The 15,527-nt window shown below is 67.0% G+C and carries 13 protein-coding genes; 9 read left to right on the forward strand and 4 right to left on the reverse strand.

What is annotated here, in order from left to right:
• Nucleotides 1-40 precede the first annotated feature (40 nt).
• On the reverse strand, nt 41-742 hold the full coding sequence (gene infC, locus ACLQ3J_RS17685; RefSeq protein ID WP_206037422.1) for a translation initiation factor IF-3: 702 nt from the start codon (nt 740-742) through the stop codon (nt 41-43).
• 338 nt (nt 743-1,080) lie between these two features.
• Here infC and ACLQ3J_RS17690 point away from each other — a divergent pair, with 338 nt between their 5' ends.
• Complete coding sequence (locus ACLQ3J_RS17690; RefSeq protein ID WP_169622983.1) at nt 1,081-1,446, forward strand: DUF1844 domain-containing protein; 366 nt, start codon at nt 1,081-1,083, stop codon at nt 1,444-1,446.
• Between the two features lie 65 nt (nt 1,447-1,511).
• Here the strand turns inward: ACLQ3J_RS17690 and uvrA are convergent, their stop codons facing one another.
• The gene (gene uvrA, locus ACLQ3J_RS17695) at nt 1,512-4,436 is read right to left on the reverse strand and encodes an excinuclease ABC subunit UvrA (RefSeq protein ID WP_169622982.1); all 2,925 of its coding nucleotides are present in this window, start codon (nt 4,434-4,436) and stop codon (nt 1,512-1,514) included.
• A gap of 120 nt (nt 4,437-4,556) precedes the next feature.
• On the opposite strand from uvrA, the gene ACLQ3J_RS17700 reads away from it, so the two are divergent.
• The 3 genes from ACLQ3J_RS17700 (at nt 4,557) to ACLQ3J_RS17710 (ending at nt 6,731) form a co-directional block, all read left to right on the forward strand.
• Nucleotides 4,557-5,246: an MBL fold metallo-hydrolase gene (locus ACLQ3J_RS17700; protein ID WP_425904040.1), complete on the forward strand. Its 690-nt coding sequence runs from the start codon at nt 4,557-4,559 to the stop codon at nt 5,244-5,246.
• A gap of 142 nt (nt 5,247-5,388) precedes the next feature.
• Nucleotides 5,389-5,523 carry a hypothetical protein gene (locus ACLQ3J_RS17705; protein WP_277350493.1) on the forward strand — a complete coding sequence of 45 codons (135 nt, stop codon included), beginning with the start codon at nt 5,389-5,391 and terminating at the stop codon, nt 5,521-5,523.
• Nucleotides 5,524-5,567: 44 nt separating this feature from the next.
• Complete coding sequence (locus ACLQ3J_RS17710; protein ID WP_425904041.1) at nt 5,568-6,731, forward strand: N(5)-(carboxyethyl)ornithine synthase; 1,164 nt, start codon at nt 5,568-5,570, stop codon at nt 6,729-6,731.
• 32 nt (nt 6,732-6,763) lie between these two features.
• Here the strand turns inward: ACLQ3J_RS17710 and ACLQ3J_RS17715 are convergent, their stop codons facing one another.
• Together ACLQ3J_RS17715 and ACLQ3J_RS17720 are read right to left on the reverse strand one after the other, a co-directional pair.
• The gene (locus ACLQ3J_RS17715; RefSeq protein WP_169622979.1) at nt 6,764-7,801 is read right to left on the reverse strand and encodes a beta-ketoacyl-ACP synthase III; all 1,038 of its coding nucleotides are present in this window, start codon (nt 7,799-7,801) and stop codon (nt 6,764-6,766) included.
• Nucleotides 7,802-7,905: 104 nt separating this feature from the next.
• On the reverse strand, nt 7,906-8,121 hold the full coding sequence (locus ACLQ3J_RS17720) for a hypothetical protein (protein WP_240955183.1): 216 nt from the start codon (nt 8,119-8,121) through the stop codon (nt 7,906-7,908).
• Nucleotides 8,122-8,286: 165 nt separating this feature from the next.
• On the opposite strand from ACLQ3J_RS17720, the gene ACLQ3J_RS17725 reads away from it, so the two are divergent.
• The 5 genes from ACLQ3J_RS17725 (at nt 8,287) to ACLQ3J_RS17745 (ending at nt 15,434) form a co-directional block, all read left to right on the forward strand.
• On the forward strand, nt 8,287-9,990 hold the full coding sequence (locus tag ACLQ3J_RS17725; protein WP_425904044.1) for an alkaline phosphatase D family protein: 1,704 nt from the start codon (nt 8,287-8,289) through the stop codon (nt 9,988-9,990).
• A 261-nt stretch (nt 9,991-10,251) separates the two neighbouring features.
• Complete coding sequence (locus ACLQ3J_RS17730; RefSeq protein WP_296549901.1) at nt 10,252-12,624, forward strand: xanthine dehydrogenase family protein molybdopterin-binding subunit; 2,373 nt, start codon at nt 10,252-10,254, stop codon at nt 12,622-12,624.
• The gene (locus ACLQ3J_RS17735; RefSeq protein ID WP_169622975.1) at nt 12,621-13,496 is read left to right on the forward strand and encodes an FAD binding domain-containing protein; all 876 of its coding nucleotides are present in this window, start codon (nt 12,621-12,623) and stop codon (nt 13,494-13,496) included. Before ACLQ3J_RS17730 ends, ACLQ3J_RS17735 begins: the two co-directional genes overlap by 4 nt.
• Complete coding sequence (locus tag ACLQ3J_RS17740) at nt 13,489-14,001, forward strand: (2Fe-2S)-binding protein (protein WP_169652893.1); 513 nt, start codon at nt 13,489-13,491, stop codon at nt 13,999-14,001. The genes ACLQ3J_RS17735 and ACLQ3J_RS17740 overlap by 8 nt, the downstream gene beginning before the upstream one ends.
• 68 nt (nt 14,002-14,069) lie before the next feature.
• Nucleotides 14,070-15,434: a cytochrome P450 gene (locus tag ACLQ3J_RS17745; RefSeq protein WP_378528416.1), complete on the forward strand. Its 1,365-nt coding sequence runs from the start codon at nt 14,070-14,072 to the stop codon at nt 15,432-15,434.
• Nucleotides 15,435-15,527: the final 93 nt, after the last annotated feature.

The following is a 15,527-nucleotide window of genomic DNA, read 5'->3' on the forward strand; positions in this document are numbered from 1 at the left end:
CGGTGCTCGCACGCAGCACCGGGTGTGCTGGTTCGAGCGGCTAGCTGCTTGGGGCGTCGCCCTGCTGCGGCGCCGGCGGCGGGGTCGCAGGGGCAGATGCCTGCGTTGCCTGCGCGGTGCTCGAGGGCTGCGCGGTGTTGACCGGTGCAGCATGGGCGGCTTCCTGCGCCTTCGCGCGGGTCTTCGCGCCCTTGTGCGGGGCCAGCACCATGGTCATGTTGCGACCGTCCTGCTTCGCGGAGGTTTCGATGAAGCCGAGTTCGGCGACATCCGCACCCAGACGCTGCAGCAACCGGTACCCGAGTTCGGGACGCGACTGCTCACGGCCACGGAACATGATGGTGACCTTGACCTTGGACCCGGCCTCGAGGAAGCGAACGACGTTGCGCTTCTTGGTCTCGTAGTCGTGATCGTCGATCTTGGGCCGGAGCTTCTGCTCCTTGATCACGGTCATCTGCTGGTTCTTGCGCGATTCGCGCGCCTTCTGCGCGTTCTCGTACTTGAACTTGCCGTAATCCATGATCTTGCAGACCGGCGGCCGAGCGTCGGGCGCCACCTCGACAAGGTCGAGATCGGCTTCGATGGCCAGGCGGAGTGCATCTTCAACACGCACGATGCCGACCTGTTCCCCGCCAGGTCCGACGAGACGGACCTCGGGAACTCGGATGCGTTCGTTGATGCGGGTCTCAGCGCTGATGTGGCCTCCTAGGTAGAACGGTGGGTCGGTGTGACCGCACCGCAGCAGGTGGCCCGAGTTCCTCGACGAAAAGACCCCGCTGTGGTGCCGAGGCTCCACGCGGGGTCCGATACCGACCGGTCGACGAACGGCAGTTGCACTGCACATACGCCCCAGCATCCCGGAGGATGCGGCATCCGCGGTGCGAGCACCGGGAAGACCGGACCACTGAACTGCATCTATGTGCCGCCAGAGGTGGGAGTCGGACTCCACTTTGCTGCCCATGCTGGTATGCATGGGCGGTCGTGGGGACAAGTCTAGCAAAGATGCACGTCGGCATCGAATCGCCCCGCGAGCGACCACCCGAACTGCGTCGCTCCCGGGCGCAGTGGGATCCTCGATGCATGACCGAGGCACCCGATTCCCAGGACCCGAACGTAGCGCCGGACGACGTGCGCGAACTCGCCGAGATCCCGGCTGTCGAGGTGATCAGCCGCGCTGCCGTGATGTTGATGAGTTCGGCCGCCGAGAAGCTGGGCCTCGGCGACGCCGACCCCCAGCAGAGCAGCCACCTCGATCTCGACGAGGCACGACGTGTGATCACTGCGCTGGCCGGCCTCGTCACGGCTTCCGTGGAATACCTCGGACCGCACGCCGGACCGATCCGAGAGGGCCTGCAAGCACTGCAGCGCGCGTTCCGGGAGGCATCGTCGACTCCCGACGAGCCCGGATTCGGTCCCGGCGAGAAGTACACCGGCCCCGTCTACTGATCCGACCCGCACAGCACGACACCCGGGACGCAGCGCTCGGCGCCGCTCCCGGGTGTCCTGCGTGACTATTTCGCCGCGACCTTCTTCTTCGCCGCCCGCTTCCGGGCCGGAGCCTTCTTCGGCGCGGGCGGTACAGGCGCGAGCGCCTCGGCGAGGAAGCGCCCGGTGTAGCTCGCTTCCACCTCGGCGATGTCCTCGGGCGTGCCCTGTCCGACGACGGTGCCGCCCCCGGCTCCGCCTTCGGGTCCCATGTCGATCACCCAGTCGGCCGTCTTGATGACGTCGAGGTTGTGCTCGATGACGATGACGGTGTTGCCCTTGTCGACAAGCCCGTTGATGACGCCGAGCAGTTTGCGGATGTCCTCGAAGTGCAGGCCGGTGGTCGGCTCGTCGAGGATGTACGCGGTGCGCCCGTTCGACCGCTTCTGCAGTTCCGCCGCGAGCTTGACGCGCTGGGCTTCGCCGCCGGACAGCGTGGTGGCCGGCTGGCCCAGCCGCACGTATCCCAGTCCCACCTCGGTGAGTGTCTTGAGATAGCGGTGGATCGAGGTGACGGGCTGGAAGAACTCGGCCGCCTCCTCGATCGACATGTCGAGAACCTCGGCGATCGTCTTGCCCTTGTAGTGCACCTCGAGGGTTTCGCGGTTGTACCGCGCCCCGTGGCACACCTCGCACGGCACATAGACGTCGGGCAGGAAGTTCATCTCGATCTTCAGCGTGCCGTCACCGGAACACGCCTCGCAGCGTCCGCCCTTGACGTTGAAGGAGAAGCGCCCCGGCTGGTACCCGCGCACCTTCGCCTCGGTGGTGGCCGCGAACAGCGTGCGGATCTTGTCGAACACCCCGGTGTAGGTCGCGGGGTTGGACCGCGGCGTGCGACCGATCGGAGACTGGTCGACGCGCACGAGCTTGTCGAGCTGGTCGAGACCGTTGATGCGGGTGTGCCGGCCGGGCACCTGGCGCGCCCCGTTGAGCTTGTTCGCCATCACCGTCGCGAGAATGTCGTTGACCAGCGTGGATTTACCCGAACCGGATACGCCGGTGACGCAGGTGAGCACACCGAGCGGGAACGACACGTCGATGTCGTGCAAGTTGTTCTCGCGCGCTCCCACCACGGTGATCTGCCGCTTCTGGTCCACGGGACGACGGAGTGCCGGGATCTCGATGGCTTCACGGCCGGACAGGTACGCGCCGGTCAGCGACTCGGGGTTGTCGAGCAACTCCTTGTAGGTGCCGCTGTGCACCACCCGGCCACCGTGTTCGCCCGCTCGCGGACCGATGTCCACGACCCAGTCGGACGCGCGGACGGTGTCCTCGTCGTGCTCGACGACGATGAGCGTGTTCCCGAGATCGCGGAGCCGCGTGAGGGTGTCGATGAGCCGCCGGTTGTCGCGCTGATGCAGGCCGATGGACGGTTCGTCGAGCACGTACAGGACACCGACGAGGCCGGAGCCGATCTGGGTGGCAAGCCGGATGCGCTGCGCTTCCCCGCCCGAGAGGGTCGCGGCGGCGCGGGAGAGCGAGAGGTAGTCGAGGCCCACGTCGAGCAGGAACCCGAGCCGCGCTTGCACTTCCTTGAGCACCTGGCCGGCGATGGCCGCCTCACGGCTACCCAGGGTGAGCGTGTCGAGGAACTCGGCGCACTCGGCGATCGACAGGTCGCACACCTCTGCGATCGACCTGCGGTCGTGGTTGCCGGCGGTGATGGTGACCGAGAGGATCTCGGGCCGCAACCGGGCGCCTTTACATGCGGGGCAAGGGATTTCCCGCATGTACCCGTCGTAGCGTTCCTTCATCTGATCGGACTCGGTCTGCTCGAGGCGACGATGCAGGAACGGCATCACACCTTCGAACTCGGCGTAGTACGAACGGACGCGGCCGTACCGGTTCTTGTACCGCACGTGCACCTGGTCGGTGCTGCCCTCGAGGACCGCCCTGCGAACCTTCGCGGGCAGTTTCTTCCACGGAGTGTTGATGTCGAAGCCCATGACGTCGGCCAAGCCGGTCAGCAGGCGCGTGAAGTATTCCGCGCTCTGGCCCATCGACCAGGGCGCGATCGCACCTTCTGCCAGGCTGACGTCCGGGTCGGGCACGACGAGATCGACGTCGACTTCCTTCCGGACACCGAGGCCCGCGCACTCGGGGCACGCGCCGTAGGGCGAGTTGAAGGAGAACGAGCGCGGCTCGAGATCGTCGATCGCCAGGGGGTGCCCGTTGGGGCACGCCAGCGACTCGGAGAACCGGCGCTCGCGATCCGGCGCATTCTCGTCGCGGTCCACGAAGTCGAGGACGACCACGCCTTCCGCCAGGCGCAACGCCGTCTCGACCGAATCGGTCAGGCGCTGCTTGGCGCTCGGCTTCACAGCCAACCGGTCGACCACGACCTCGATGTCGTGCTTCTCCTGCTTCTTGAGCTTCGGCGGATCCGACAGCGGATACACCACGCCGTCGACCCGGACGCGGGAGTAACCCTGCACGGTGAGCTGCTCGAACAGGTCCACGAACTCGCCCTTGCGGGTGCGGACGACCGGCGCGAGGATCTGGAATCGCGCCCCTTCCTCCATGTCGAGGACCTGATCGACGATCTGTTGCGGCGTCTGCCGGGAGATCTCCTCGCCACACACCGGGCAGTGCGGAGTGCCCGCGCGGGCGTACAGCAGACGCAGGTAGTCGTACACCTCGGTGATCGTGCCGACCGTGGATCGAGGATTGCGGTTGGTGGACTTCTGGTCGATGGACACAGCCGGCGACAAGCCCTCGATGAAGTCGACGTCGGGCTTGTCCATCTGTCCGAGGAACTGCCGGGCGTAGGCCGACAACGATTCGACGTAGCGCCGCTGGCCCTCCGCGAAAATGGTGTCGAACGCGAGGCTCGACTTGCCCGATCCCGACAGGCCGGTGAACACGATGAGGCTGTCGCGCGGTAGGTCCAGGTCTACTCCCCGCAGGTTGTGTTCCCGTGCTCCACGCACGATCAGGCGGTCCGCCACGCCATATCCTTCCTGTAGACACGGCCGAGGTTCGGCCTTGATCCATGGTAGGCGCGGGTACCGACAGAGGCCGGGCGCGCTTCGTCCCCTCCCGGGTATGGCGGCGGTAGGTTTGCGGGTATGACGCAGCACACCGTGATCATCGAGGACACCTACACCGGCGACGTCACCCCGGGAGGGTCGGCCCAGCGACGCGCAGTCCCCGGCGCGGAGATCGTCAAACTCGCCGTCGGCCCGATGAACAACAACACCTACCTCGTCACCGACACCGCGACCGGCAAATCCGTATTCATCGATGCCGCAAACGAACCCGACACACTGGTGCAGTTCCTGCGCGACAACGCCCCGCACCTCGAACTCATCGTCACGACCCATCAGCACTGGGATCACTGGCAGGGTCTCGAGAAGGTCGCCGCCGAGACGGGTGTCCCCACCGCCGCGCACGCACTCGACGCCGGACCGCTGCCGGTCGCACCCGATCGGATTCTCACCGAGGGAGAGTCGATTCGGGTGGGTGACCTGGATCTCGAGGTGATTCACCTCGCAGGGCACACACCGGGGTCGGTCGCGCTGGTTCTCACCGAACAGGGCACCGGCAAGCACCACATCTTCACCGGCGACTCCCTCTTCCCCGGCGGCGTCGGCAAGACCCCGGACGAGGACGCCTTCCGCTCGCTGATGAACGATGTCGAATCGAAGATCTTCGACCGCTTCGGCGACGACGCGGTGTTCTACCCCGGGCACGGCAAGGACTCGACGCTCGGCGCGGAGCGTCCGCACCTCGGCGAGTGGCGCGAACGCGGCTGGTGACGGACTGCGTAGCAGGTCATCGGCCCGAGCCTCGACGCCGGCCGTTCGGCGACCCGATTCGAGGCGGAGCGAGGTTCCGGGCCGGTGATCCCGTACTGTCAGGTCATCAGGACCGTTCAGGTCCTCGAATGAGGGTGGCAGCATGGCCGACAAATCGCCTCGCAGTTCCATGTCCAAGAAGTCCGGCAAGTCGCTGAAGGAAAAGCGGGCCGACAAGAAGTCGGGCGCCAACTCCCAGGCCGATCCCGAGATCGTCGCGCACGTCAAGAAGCGCTGACACAACTCTCCCTCATCACCAAACCCGCAGGAGCACAACTACATATGCTTGATCTCGGTGTCCTGGCGCACTCTCGGAAGAAAAACGAGCGACGTCTGCCGATCCATCCGCACCACTTTTCCCGGATCGACGAGGATTTGCGTGCCCACATCTATCTGGAGCCCGGCTACGGCACACCCTTCGGTGTGTCCGATGCCGATCTGGAGCCCTTCGTCGCGGGATTCCGCTCCCGGGAGCAGTTGATCGCCGACTGCGACGTGATCGCTCTGCCCAAGCTTCAGGCGAGCGATCTCGCGGAGTTCCGGGAGGGCCAGACGGTGTGGGGCTGGCCGCACTGCGTCCAGGACACCGCGGTGACGCAGCAGGCCATCGACCGGCGGCTGACGCTGATCGCCTTCGAAGCGATGAACCACTGGCGCAGCGACGGAAGCTTCGGGCTGCACGTGTTCCACAAGAACAACGAGCTTGCCGGTTACAGCTCGGTGATCCACGGTCTGCAGATCATCGGGTGCACCGGTGACTACGGCCGTCGTCTGCGCGCCGTCGTCATCGGGTTCGGGGCAACGGCCCGGGGCGCGGTCACCGCCTTGAACGCACACGGCATCGACGATGTCCGGGTGCTCACCAACCGTGATGTGGCCGCCGTCGGATCGCCCATACACTCGGCGCGCATCGTTCGGTTCGAACACGAGGCCACCGATCCGCATCGCAGCTTCGTGCTCACCGACGAGGGACGGGTGCCGCTGGCGCCGTACCTCGCGGAGAACGACATCGTGGTCAACTGCGTCCTGCAGGACACCGCAGAACCGCTCACATTCCTCGGCGAAGAAGACCTGGATGCATTCGCGCCCGGCAGCCTGATCGTCGACGTGTCGTGCGATGCGGGCATGGGGTTCAGCTGGGCGCGGCCCACCTCGTTCACCGAGCCGAGCTTCGTCGTCGGTAACAACATCCACTACTACGCCGTGGATCACAGTCCGTCGTACCTGTGGAACTCCGCGACGTGGGAAATCAGTGCAGCGCTGCTCCCCCACGTGCGGACGGTCCTCTCCGGCCCGGACGCCTGGGCCGGCGACCAGGTCATCGCCCGAGCGATCGAGATTCGCGACGGAGTGATCCGGAATCCGAGTATCACCGCGTTCCAGCACCGCGCCGCCGACTACCCGCACGCGATGCTCGCTGAGACGGTGGACGCGACCGCGCGATGACGGGTGCCGCGACCGGCACCCGCCGGTCGCGGTTACACGATCGCGGGCATTCGGACGACCTGCCCGGCGTACGAAAGCCCGGCCCCGAACCCGAGCAGCAGTGCCGTGTCACCGGGCTTGGACGCACCGGATCGCAGCAACTCTTCCATGGCCATCGGAATCGAGGCCGCGCTCGTGTTGCCCGTTTCCGCGATGTCGCGAGCGACCGCCACGGTGTCGGGTAGTCCCAAGGTCCGGATCAGGGCATCGGTGATGCGGCTGTTGGCTTGGTGCGGCACGAAGGCATCGAGGTCGTCGACCGTGACGCCGGATTTCGCCAGGGCGTCTTTGCACGCCGTCTCGAGGAACGTCACGGCCCAGCGGAAAACGGCCGCGCCGTTCATCCGGATGTACGGGCGTACCGGCGTCGGACCGCCGGCCAGCGCGGCGTCGACCTCGCCGAAATACTGCTGGAAATCCTTGTCCTGCTTGATGGCGTCGGTCTGGCTGCCGTCCGAGCCCCAGGCGACCGGCCCGATCCCTTCCTCGTCGGCCGGGCCCACGATTGCGGCCCCGGCGCCGTCGGCGAAGATGAACGCGCACGTGCGGTCGGTGGGGTCGAGCAGGTCGGACAGTCGCTCCACGCCGATGACAAGGACGTTGCGGGCCTGGCCGGCGCGGACGAGACTCGCCGCGTTGCCGAGCGCGTAGCAGAACCCGGCGCAGCCCGCGGAGACGTCGTAGGCGGCGGTGTTCTGCATGCCCAGTTCGGTGGCCACGACAGCCCCCGCGGACGGTCCCAGCACCATCTGCGACGAGGTGGCCAGTACGACGGCATCGATCTGATCGACATCCATGCCCGCCGCGGACAGCGCGTCGCGGGCAGCGGCCGTGCTCATCGAGACGATCGTTTCGTCAGGTTCGGCCCAGTGGCGGGCGGTGATGCCGGAGCGGGTCCTGATCCATTCATCGGTGGAGTCGATGCGCTCGACGATCTCCGAATTGGGAACGACGCGGCGAGGCCGGTAGACCCCCAGACCGAGGAGGGCGGTGTGAACTGTCGGCGGTGCGGTGGTGATGTGTGCGGGCATTCGCACATCTTGCCCCTACCGCGCGCCGTTCGGAAGCACTTCCATGGCATCGCCACAACGCCCCCGCGCGCACGACTGAACGCCGGACAGGACAGCCGGCCGCTCTACTGCCGGTCCGCTTCCGATTCGTCCCCGCGATGTTCGTCGTCAGGCTCGGCGAACGCGGTACCGGAGACCATTCCGTCGGTACCCGGCACGGTTTCGGTGGGCCGTACCCCGGGTTCGTACATCTTGCGGACCTTCTCGGCTTTGTCCTGCGCCTGCCGCTTCGCGTCTTCGTCGAGGTTGTCCCATCCACTCGGATCCTGACTGTCGTCCACGCCGGACTCCCCTCGTTCCGAAGTTCCGCCGGCGGAGACTGCCGGCATCAACAGCGTCCCCCCGATTCCCCTTCCCGGGGCTCGTTTCGTCGGGATCGGCCTTCTGATCCCGGTACGATTCGGTCGCATCAGGCCTCGCTCCTGCGAACTCCGGCACGGTGAACCATGGCGGCACTTCTGCTCGGACCCGTCCTCAGGCACGTCGGTTCCACGGACGCCACGGTGTGGGTGGAAACATCTGCTCCCTGCACCGTCGAGATACTCGGCCGTTCCGAACGGACGTGGTCCGTCGCGGGACACCATTACGCCCTCGTGGTGATCGACGGCCTGGAGCCGGGCTCCACCACGCCGTACCGGGTGCGACTCGACGACACCGACGTCTGGCCACTCGAGAACGCCGACGCCTCTGTCATCCGGTCCCTGAGCGACGACGCCCGGTTCGATCTCGCGTTCGGCTCGTGCCGGGTCGCCACCACCGGCGCCGAGACCGACGGCGGGCCCGACGAGTCGCTCGGCGCGGACGCTCTCGCCGTTTACGCGCAGCGTATGAGGACGCAACCGCGCGACCTGTGGCCCGACGCGTTGATGCTGCTGGGCGACCAGGTCTATGCCGACGAACTGTCCCCCGAAATCCTGCAACGCGTCGGAGAGCGGCACGACCTGGACGAGCCGCCCGGCGCCCAGGTGCGGGACTTCGAGGAATACACCTGGCTCTATGCCCAGGCGTGGTCGGACCCGGAGGTGCGGTGGCTGCTGTCGACCGTGCCGACCTCGATGATCTTCGACGACCACGACGTGCACGACGACTGGAACACCTCGCAATCGTGGCGCGCCGAATTCGAGGCGAGCAACTGGTGGGAGGAGCGGATCGTCGGGGCGCTCATGTCGTACTGGATCTACCAGCACCTCGGAAACCTCTCGCCCGCGGAACTGCGCCGGAACGAGTTGTACGCCAAGATCCGCGGGACCACCGGCGACGCGACCGCCCTGCTGCGCGAGTTCGCGTCCGAGGCCGACGAGGAGGCCGACGGTGCGCGCGGTGTGCAGTGGTCGTATCGCCGGGATTTCGGGTCGGTGCGTCTTCTCGTGATCGATTCGCGCTGCGGGCGGGTCCTCACCTCGGAACGGCGCGAGATGGTCTCCGATCCGGAGTTCGACTGGATCGAAGACCAGACGGTGGGCGACTACGACCACCTCCTCGTCGGAACGTCGTTGCCCTGGCTGCTGCCCCGCGCGTTGCACGATGCGGAGGCCTGGGACGAGCAGTTGGCGTTCGGTGCGCGGGGACCGCGGTTCGCCCGCTGGGCGGAGAGTCTGCGCCGCGGCGCCGACCTCGAGCATTGGGCAGCGTTCCACGACTCGTTCGACCGCCTCGCGCGACTCTTCGGCGAAGTCGCCCGCGGAGACCTGACCGATACGTCCGGCATCCCCCCGGCGACGATCTGTGTGCTGTCGGGCGATGTCCACCACGCCTACGCCGCGAGCGCGCGGTTCACCTTCCCGACCGACTCTCAGGTCTATCAGTTGACGTGTTCACCTCTCCACAATCGGGTTCCGGCCGCGGTCCGGGCGGGGTTCCGGGCGGCGTGGAGTCGCCTGGCGGAACGGTCGGTACGCGGGTTGCTTCGGCTTGTCACGCCGGTTCCCCGGTCGCCCGTGGAGTGGGATCGGATCGCCGGGCCGACGTTCGGGAACCAGATCGCGACGCTCCGGTTGCACGGCCGCGCGGCACGACTGTCGATCGAGCGCACCACGAGCCGTGGTAGCGCCGCCCCGTACTTCGAGTGCGTCACCGACCTGGTCCTGTCGCGGGACGACGCGACTACCGACGTGCCGCGACTGCATCGTCCGGACCGCGCGGAGACCTGACCTGCCGTAAATGCAATTCTCACGAAATCGCAACCGCATAATCGCCGACGACATATCTTGTTGACATCGCACCGTCGGCGATGTTAGACATTCCGCACGTGCCGAACCCGCACGTGTTTGCGCTTTCATTCTCGAACCTGTTGGTGCACAAGCCTTCAGCGGACGCCTGACGGACTGTCCAGGTGAACGGAGAACCTGCCGCATGACACTTCCGCCGTCGTTTTCCCGCATACCGAACCGCCCTCTGCGACGAGCACTCCGGTGACCCGCACGCAGACTCCCCCGGCCGTCCGCGACGACGCCGCCGCGCGCGGGGTCGTCGGCACCTCGGTTCCGCGCATCGAGGATCTCCGCCTGGTCACGGGCGCCGGCACGTTCGTCGACGACGTGACACGGCCCGGGATGGTGCACGCCTGCTTTGTACGAAGCCCGTTGCCCCGCGCGCGAATAGGCGCGATCGATACATCCGCGGCACTGCAGCTCGAGGGCGTCTTCGCTGTATACACCGCCGCCGAACTGAACACCGTCGCGCACCAGATCTCCTACGCGCTCGACATGCCCGGCATGCCGCCGGTACCTCGGCCACCGCTCGCCGAAGAAGAGGTGCGATTCGTCGGAGACCCGGTGGCCCTGGTCGTTGCCGTCGACCGGTACGTCGCAGAAGACGCCGTCGAACTCGTGGAAGTCGAGTACGAACCGCTCGAACCGGTACTCGATTACGTCACCGCGGATTCGTCACCGCATCTCGTGCACGCCGGGTTCGCCGGCAACTCCGCCGGTGAGATGGCCGGACGTCCGGCATCGGATCTCGATCCGATCTTCGAGGCCGCCGCACATACCGTGCAGCAGCAGATCTTTCAGCAGGCCTACCTACCCGTTCCCATGGAAACCCGCGGGCTGGTGGCGGAGTGGTCGGCCTCGACAGGCGAGATGACGGTGTGGATCTCCACCCAGTCGCCCCACGAGGTGCGCGGCTTCTGTGCCCGGCTGCTGGGCATCGACGAACACCGGGTCCGGGTGATCGCGCGCGACACCGGAGGGGGTTTCGGACTCAAGGTTGCGCCGCTGCGCGAGGAGATCTGCATCCAGCTCGCGGCACGCACGCTCGGCACGGCGGTCAAGTGGATCGAGGACCGTCAAGAGAATTTGATGTCGTCGGGTATGGCGCGTCACGAGCACGCAGACGTGCGGATGGCCTTCGACGCGGAGGGCCGGATCCTTGCGGCGGGAATGGACCATGTGCAGAACGTCGGTGCCTACCCCACTCCTTCGCCTCTCACCGCCGGAGTCGTGGTGGGCATGCTGTTCCCGGGTCCCTACCGGGTCCCGGACGCGTCGTTCAGCGTGAAGTTCCACTACTCCAATACCGTCGGCCGGCTGGCCTACCGTGGTCCCTGGCAGTTCGAATCCGTCGCTCGTGAAGTGCTTCTCGACCATGCCGCCCGCCGGATCGGCATCGATCCCGTCGAACTGCGACGTCGCAACATGATCCGCCGCGAGGACCTGCCCGCGTTCAACCCGCACGGCATGCCGCTCGATCACATCTCACCCCTCGACACTCTCGAGCAGGCCGTGGCGATGCTCGGCTACGAGGACTTCCGGGAAGAGCAGCAACGCGCCCGCGCCGAGGGACGGTACCTCGGCGTCGGTACGTGCACCTACGTCGAGCCGACCACGGGCGGAACCTCGTTCCACAGCACCGAGGGCGCCACCATCCGGATCGAGCCGACCGGCAAGGTGAACGTCTATGTTGCCGGTGGCTCCGCGGGCAACAGTCTCGAGACGACCGTCGTGCAGTTGACGGCAGATGCCCTCGGCGTTGCGATGGCGGATGTCCGGACGGTCCAGGGCGATACCGCCGTCACGCCGTTCGGGGCCGGCACCGGTGGCAGCAGGTCCGGGTCGATGACGGCAGGTGCGATTGCCGAGACCGCCGCGGGCCTGCGTGAACGGATCGTGGCGATCGCGGCGCACCGGTTGGACACGACTCCCGACGAGATCGACTTCGTCGACAGCACGGCGTCGGCGCGGAACGCACCGGACAAGACACTGTCGCTGGCCGAGATCGCGGATATCGCCTACTTCCAGGGTGAGGCCCTGCCACCGGGTGTCCCGCCGGGTCTGGAAGCGAGCGGGCGCTACCGGACACCACACATGATGATCTGGGCCAACGCCACCCACGTGTGCACCTGCGAGGTGGACGTAGCGACCGGTAAGGTGACCCTGCTTCGCTACATCGTGAGCGAGGACTGCGGCAAGATGATCAATCCGAGCGTGGTGGAGGGCCAGATCTGCGGCGGCACCGTCCAGGGAATCGGCGGCGCACTGTACGAGCATCTCGCGTACGACGACAGCGGCAATCCCGTCGCCACCACCTTCATGGACTACCTGCTGCCGACGGCATCCGAGATTCCGGCGATCGAGATCGGGCACATCGACACCCCGAGCCCGGGGCCCGGAAACTTCAAGGGCGTGGGCGAGGGCGGCGCGATCGGCGCGACGCCCGCAGTGCTCAACGCGGTGATGGACGCGCTTGCTCCGTTCGGAGTCGAACTGAAACAGCTGCCGCTGTCCCCCTCCGCCGTTCTGACGATGATCGACGACGCGCGCACCGCCGCGAAGGACGACGAATGAAGCCCGCCGCGTTCGACTATCACGCACCGGAGACGGCCGACGAGGCGGTTCACCTGCTCGCCGAACTCGGTGACGAGGCCAAGTTCATCGCCGGCGGGCAGAGCCTGATGCCGCTGCTCGTCCTGCGGCTCGCCGTGTTCGACCACCTCGTCGACCTCCGGCGACTCACCGATCTGGCGGACATCACGGCCGGCACCGACACCGTCCGGATCGGGGCCACCACCACGCACACGATGGTCGGCCGGTCCGAGACGATCGCCCGAAGCGTTCCCCTGCTCGCCCGCGCGACACCGCTCATCGGGCACTTCCAGATCCGCAACCGCGGCACGATAGGCGGTTCCCTCGCGCACGCAGATGCCGCAGCGGAGTATCCGGCGGTGGCCCTGACCCTCGATGCCGACATCGAAACGCGCTCCCCCCGGGGGTTGCGCACGATCCCCGCCGCCGACTTCTTCCAGGGGATGTGGACGACGGCGATGGAACCGGACGAGCTGGTGACCGCAGTGACATTCCCGGTGTGGCGCGGCCGGTGCGGTTCTGCGATCGAAGAATTCACCCGCCGCAGCGGCGACTTCGCGGTGGCGGGCGCTGCGGTCGCGCTCCGCGTGGATGCGGACGAGCGGATCGAACGGTGCGCGGTCACGGTCTTCGGAATGGGCCCGACACCGATCCGCGCGCGAACGGTCGAAAGGGAACTGCTCGGGCGCGGGGCGTCGACGATCTCCGCCGAGGAGGTCGGCCGCAACGCGACCGCACATCTCGACGCGGTTCCGTCGGACGGTCACGGCACGGCCGGGTACCGACGCCGCGTCGGGTCCGCGATGGTCGCTCGCGCGTGGAACCGCGCCGTGAAGGAGGCACTCGATGACTGACGTCGATATCCGTGTCCGGATCAACGGCGCGACCCGCCACGATCGCGTACCACCGCGCTTGACGCTGGCCGATTACCTGCGCGAGCGGTGCGGCCTGACCGGCACACATCTGGGATGCGAGCACGGGGTGTGCGGGGCGTGCACCGTCCTCTTCGACGGCGAGGCCGTGCGCGCGTGCCTGATCTTCGCGGTCCAGGCCGACGGAGCCGAACTGACGACCATCGAGGGCCTCGCCGGCGCCGACGGGGAACTGTCCTCCGTCCAGGCAGCCTTCCGGGACCAGCACGGACTCCAGTGCGGTTTCTGCACACCGGGATTCATCGTCTCGGCAACCGCATTCCTGCGAGAGAACCCGTCACCGTCCGACGACGAGATCCGGGAAGCGATCTCGGGCAACCTGTGCCGCTGCACCGGTTACCAGGGCATCGTCCGCGCGGTACGCGCCGCGGCCGGTGGCCCGGACTCCAGCGGCGAGCCCGGCGCCGTCGCCGCATCCGGCGCCTGACGCATACGACGACAACACCGAGTGAAGACGATCCCGCCCGAGTATCCCTGTACCGCGAAGGAACAGCTGTGACCATCGATGACGCACCCGTCGACCGGGACCGTAAGCACCCCCGGGCCCATTTCGACCGGCACACCCCGGAATACCGGCATCGGTTCGAGGAGATCACGCATGATCTTCACGCCCGGTGCCCCCTCGCCTGGACCGACACCTACGACGGGCACTGGGTAGCCAGCGGGAGCGACGAGGTCTTCGAGCTCGCACGCAGTGCCGACGTGTCGAACGACCACGACGTTCACGGCACCCGGCGCGGATACAAGGGGATCTCGATTCCCACCGCACGTCGCGCGGCAATGGTGCGCGGCGGCATTCTCGAGATGGACGACCCCGAGCATCGCCTCTACCGGCAGGTCCTCAACCCTTACCTGTCCCCTGCCGCGGTGAAACGGTGGGAACCGTTCATCGACGAAGCAGCCCACGCCGCACTCGACGAGAAGATCGAATCCGGACGGATCGACTTCGTCGACGACCTGGCCAACGTCGTGCCCGCCGTCCTCACCCTCGCCATGCTCGGTATCCCGATCGAGAAATGGTCCGTGTACAGCGAACCGGTGCACGCGTCGGTCTACACACCGGAGAATTCGCCGGACGCCGAGCGGGTCGCCGAGATGCACCGCGCGATGGGGATCGACCTGCTGTCGAATCTGGCCGAGATCAAGACGAACCCTCGTCCGGGACTCGTCAACGGGCTCGTCGAGTTGCGCATCGACGGCGAGCCGGCGCCCGACCTCGAACTGCTGGGCATGCTCGGACTGCTGATCGGTGGCGGTTTCGACACGACGACGGCGCTCACCGCCCACTCGCTCGAGTGGTTGTCGTCGAATCCCGACCAGCGTGACGTGCTCATCCGCGACCGCGAACAGTTGCTCGATTCGGCCACCGAAGAGTTCCTGCGCTTCTTCACGCCGGCACCGGGCGACGGGCGCACCGTCGCGGCCGACTTCGAGGTCGGTGGCACCGAGTTGCGCGAAGGTGAGCGCTTGTGGCTGTCGTGGGCGATGGCGAACCGTGACGCGACGGTCTTTCCCGATCCCGACGAGATCGTCCTGGACCGGAAAGGGAACCGGCACTTCAGTTTCGGTCTCGGAATCCATCGCTGCATCGGCTCCAACGTAGCCCGAACGGTGTTCAAGTCGATGCTCACCGCGGTACTCGACCGCATGCCGGACTTCCGGTGCGATCCCGAAGGGACGGTGCATTACGACACCATCGGTGTCATCCAGGGCATGCGGCACCTGCCCGCGTCCTTCACTCCGGGCCCCCGGAGAGGCCCGGGCCTGAGCGCCACGCTCGAGAAGCTGCAACGGATCTGCGACGAGCAGCAACTGGCCGCCCCGGTGACCGCCCGCCCGGAGGTCGCGCGCATCGATTGACGCGACGACCCTCAGGTCTCGGCCCGGTTGTGCCGGCGGGTGTGCACCCCTGCCGATTCGGGTTATCTAGAAGTTCCGTCCTATGCGAACCCC

The organism is Rhodococcus sp. DT1, assembly GCF_049844875.1.
Classification (GTDB): Bacteria; Actinomycetota; Actinomycetes; order Mycobacteriales; family Mycobacteriaceae; genus Rhodococcus.

Excerpts from the sequence above, each read along its gene's own strand:
- ACLQ3J_RS17690 (WP_169622983.1), top strand. The coding sequence starts at position 1,081 with ATGACCGAGGCACCCGATTCCCAGGACCCGAACGTAGCGCCGGACGAC.
- ACLQ3J_RS17700 (WP_425904040.1), top strand. The coding sequence starts at position 4,557 with ATGACGCAGCACACCGTGATCATCGAGGACACCTACACCGGCGACGTC.
- ACLQ3J_RS17705 (WP_277350493.1), top strand. The coding sequence starts at position 5,389 with ATGGCCGACAAATCGCCTCGCAGTTCCATGTCCAAGAAGTCCGGCAAG.
- ACLQ3J_RS17710 (WP_425904041.1), top strand. The coding sequence starts at position 5,568 with ATGCTTGATCTCGGTGTCCTGGCGCACTCTCGGAAGAAAAACGAGCGA.
- ACLQ3J_RS17715 (WP_169622979.1), bottom strand. The coding sequence starts at position 7,801 with ATGCCCGCACACATCACCACCGCACCGCCGACAGTTCACACCGCCCTC.
- ACLQ3J_RS17725 (WP_425904044.1), top strand. The coding sequence starts at position 8,287 with ATGGCGGCACTTCTGCTCGGACCCGTCCTCAGGCACGTCGGTTCCACG.
- ACLQ3J_RS17735 (WP_169622975.1), top strand. The coding sequence starts at position 12,621 with ATGAAGCCCGCCGCGTTCGACTATCACGCACCGGAGACGGCCGACGAG.
- ACLQ3J_RS17740 (WP_169652893.1), top strand. The coding sequence starts at position 13,489 with ATGACTGACGTCGATATCCGTGTCCGGATCAACGGCGCGACCCGCCAC.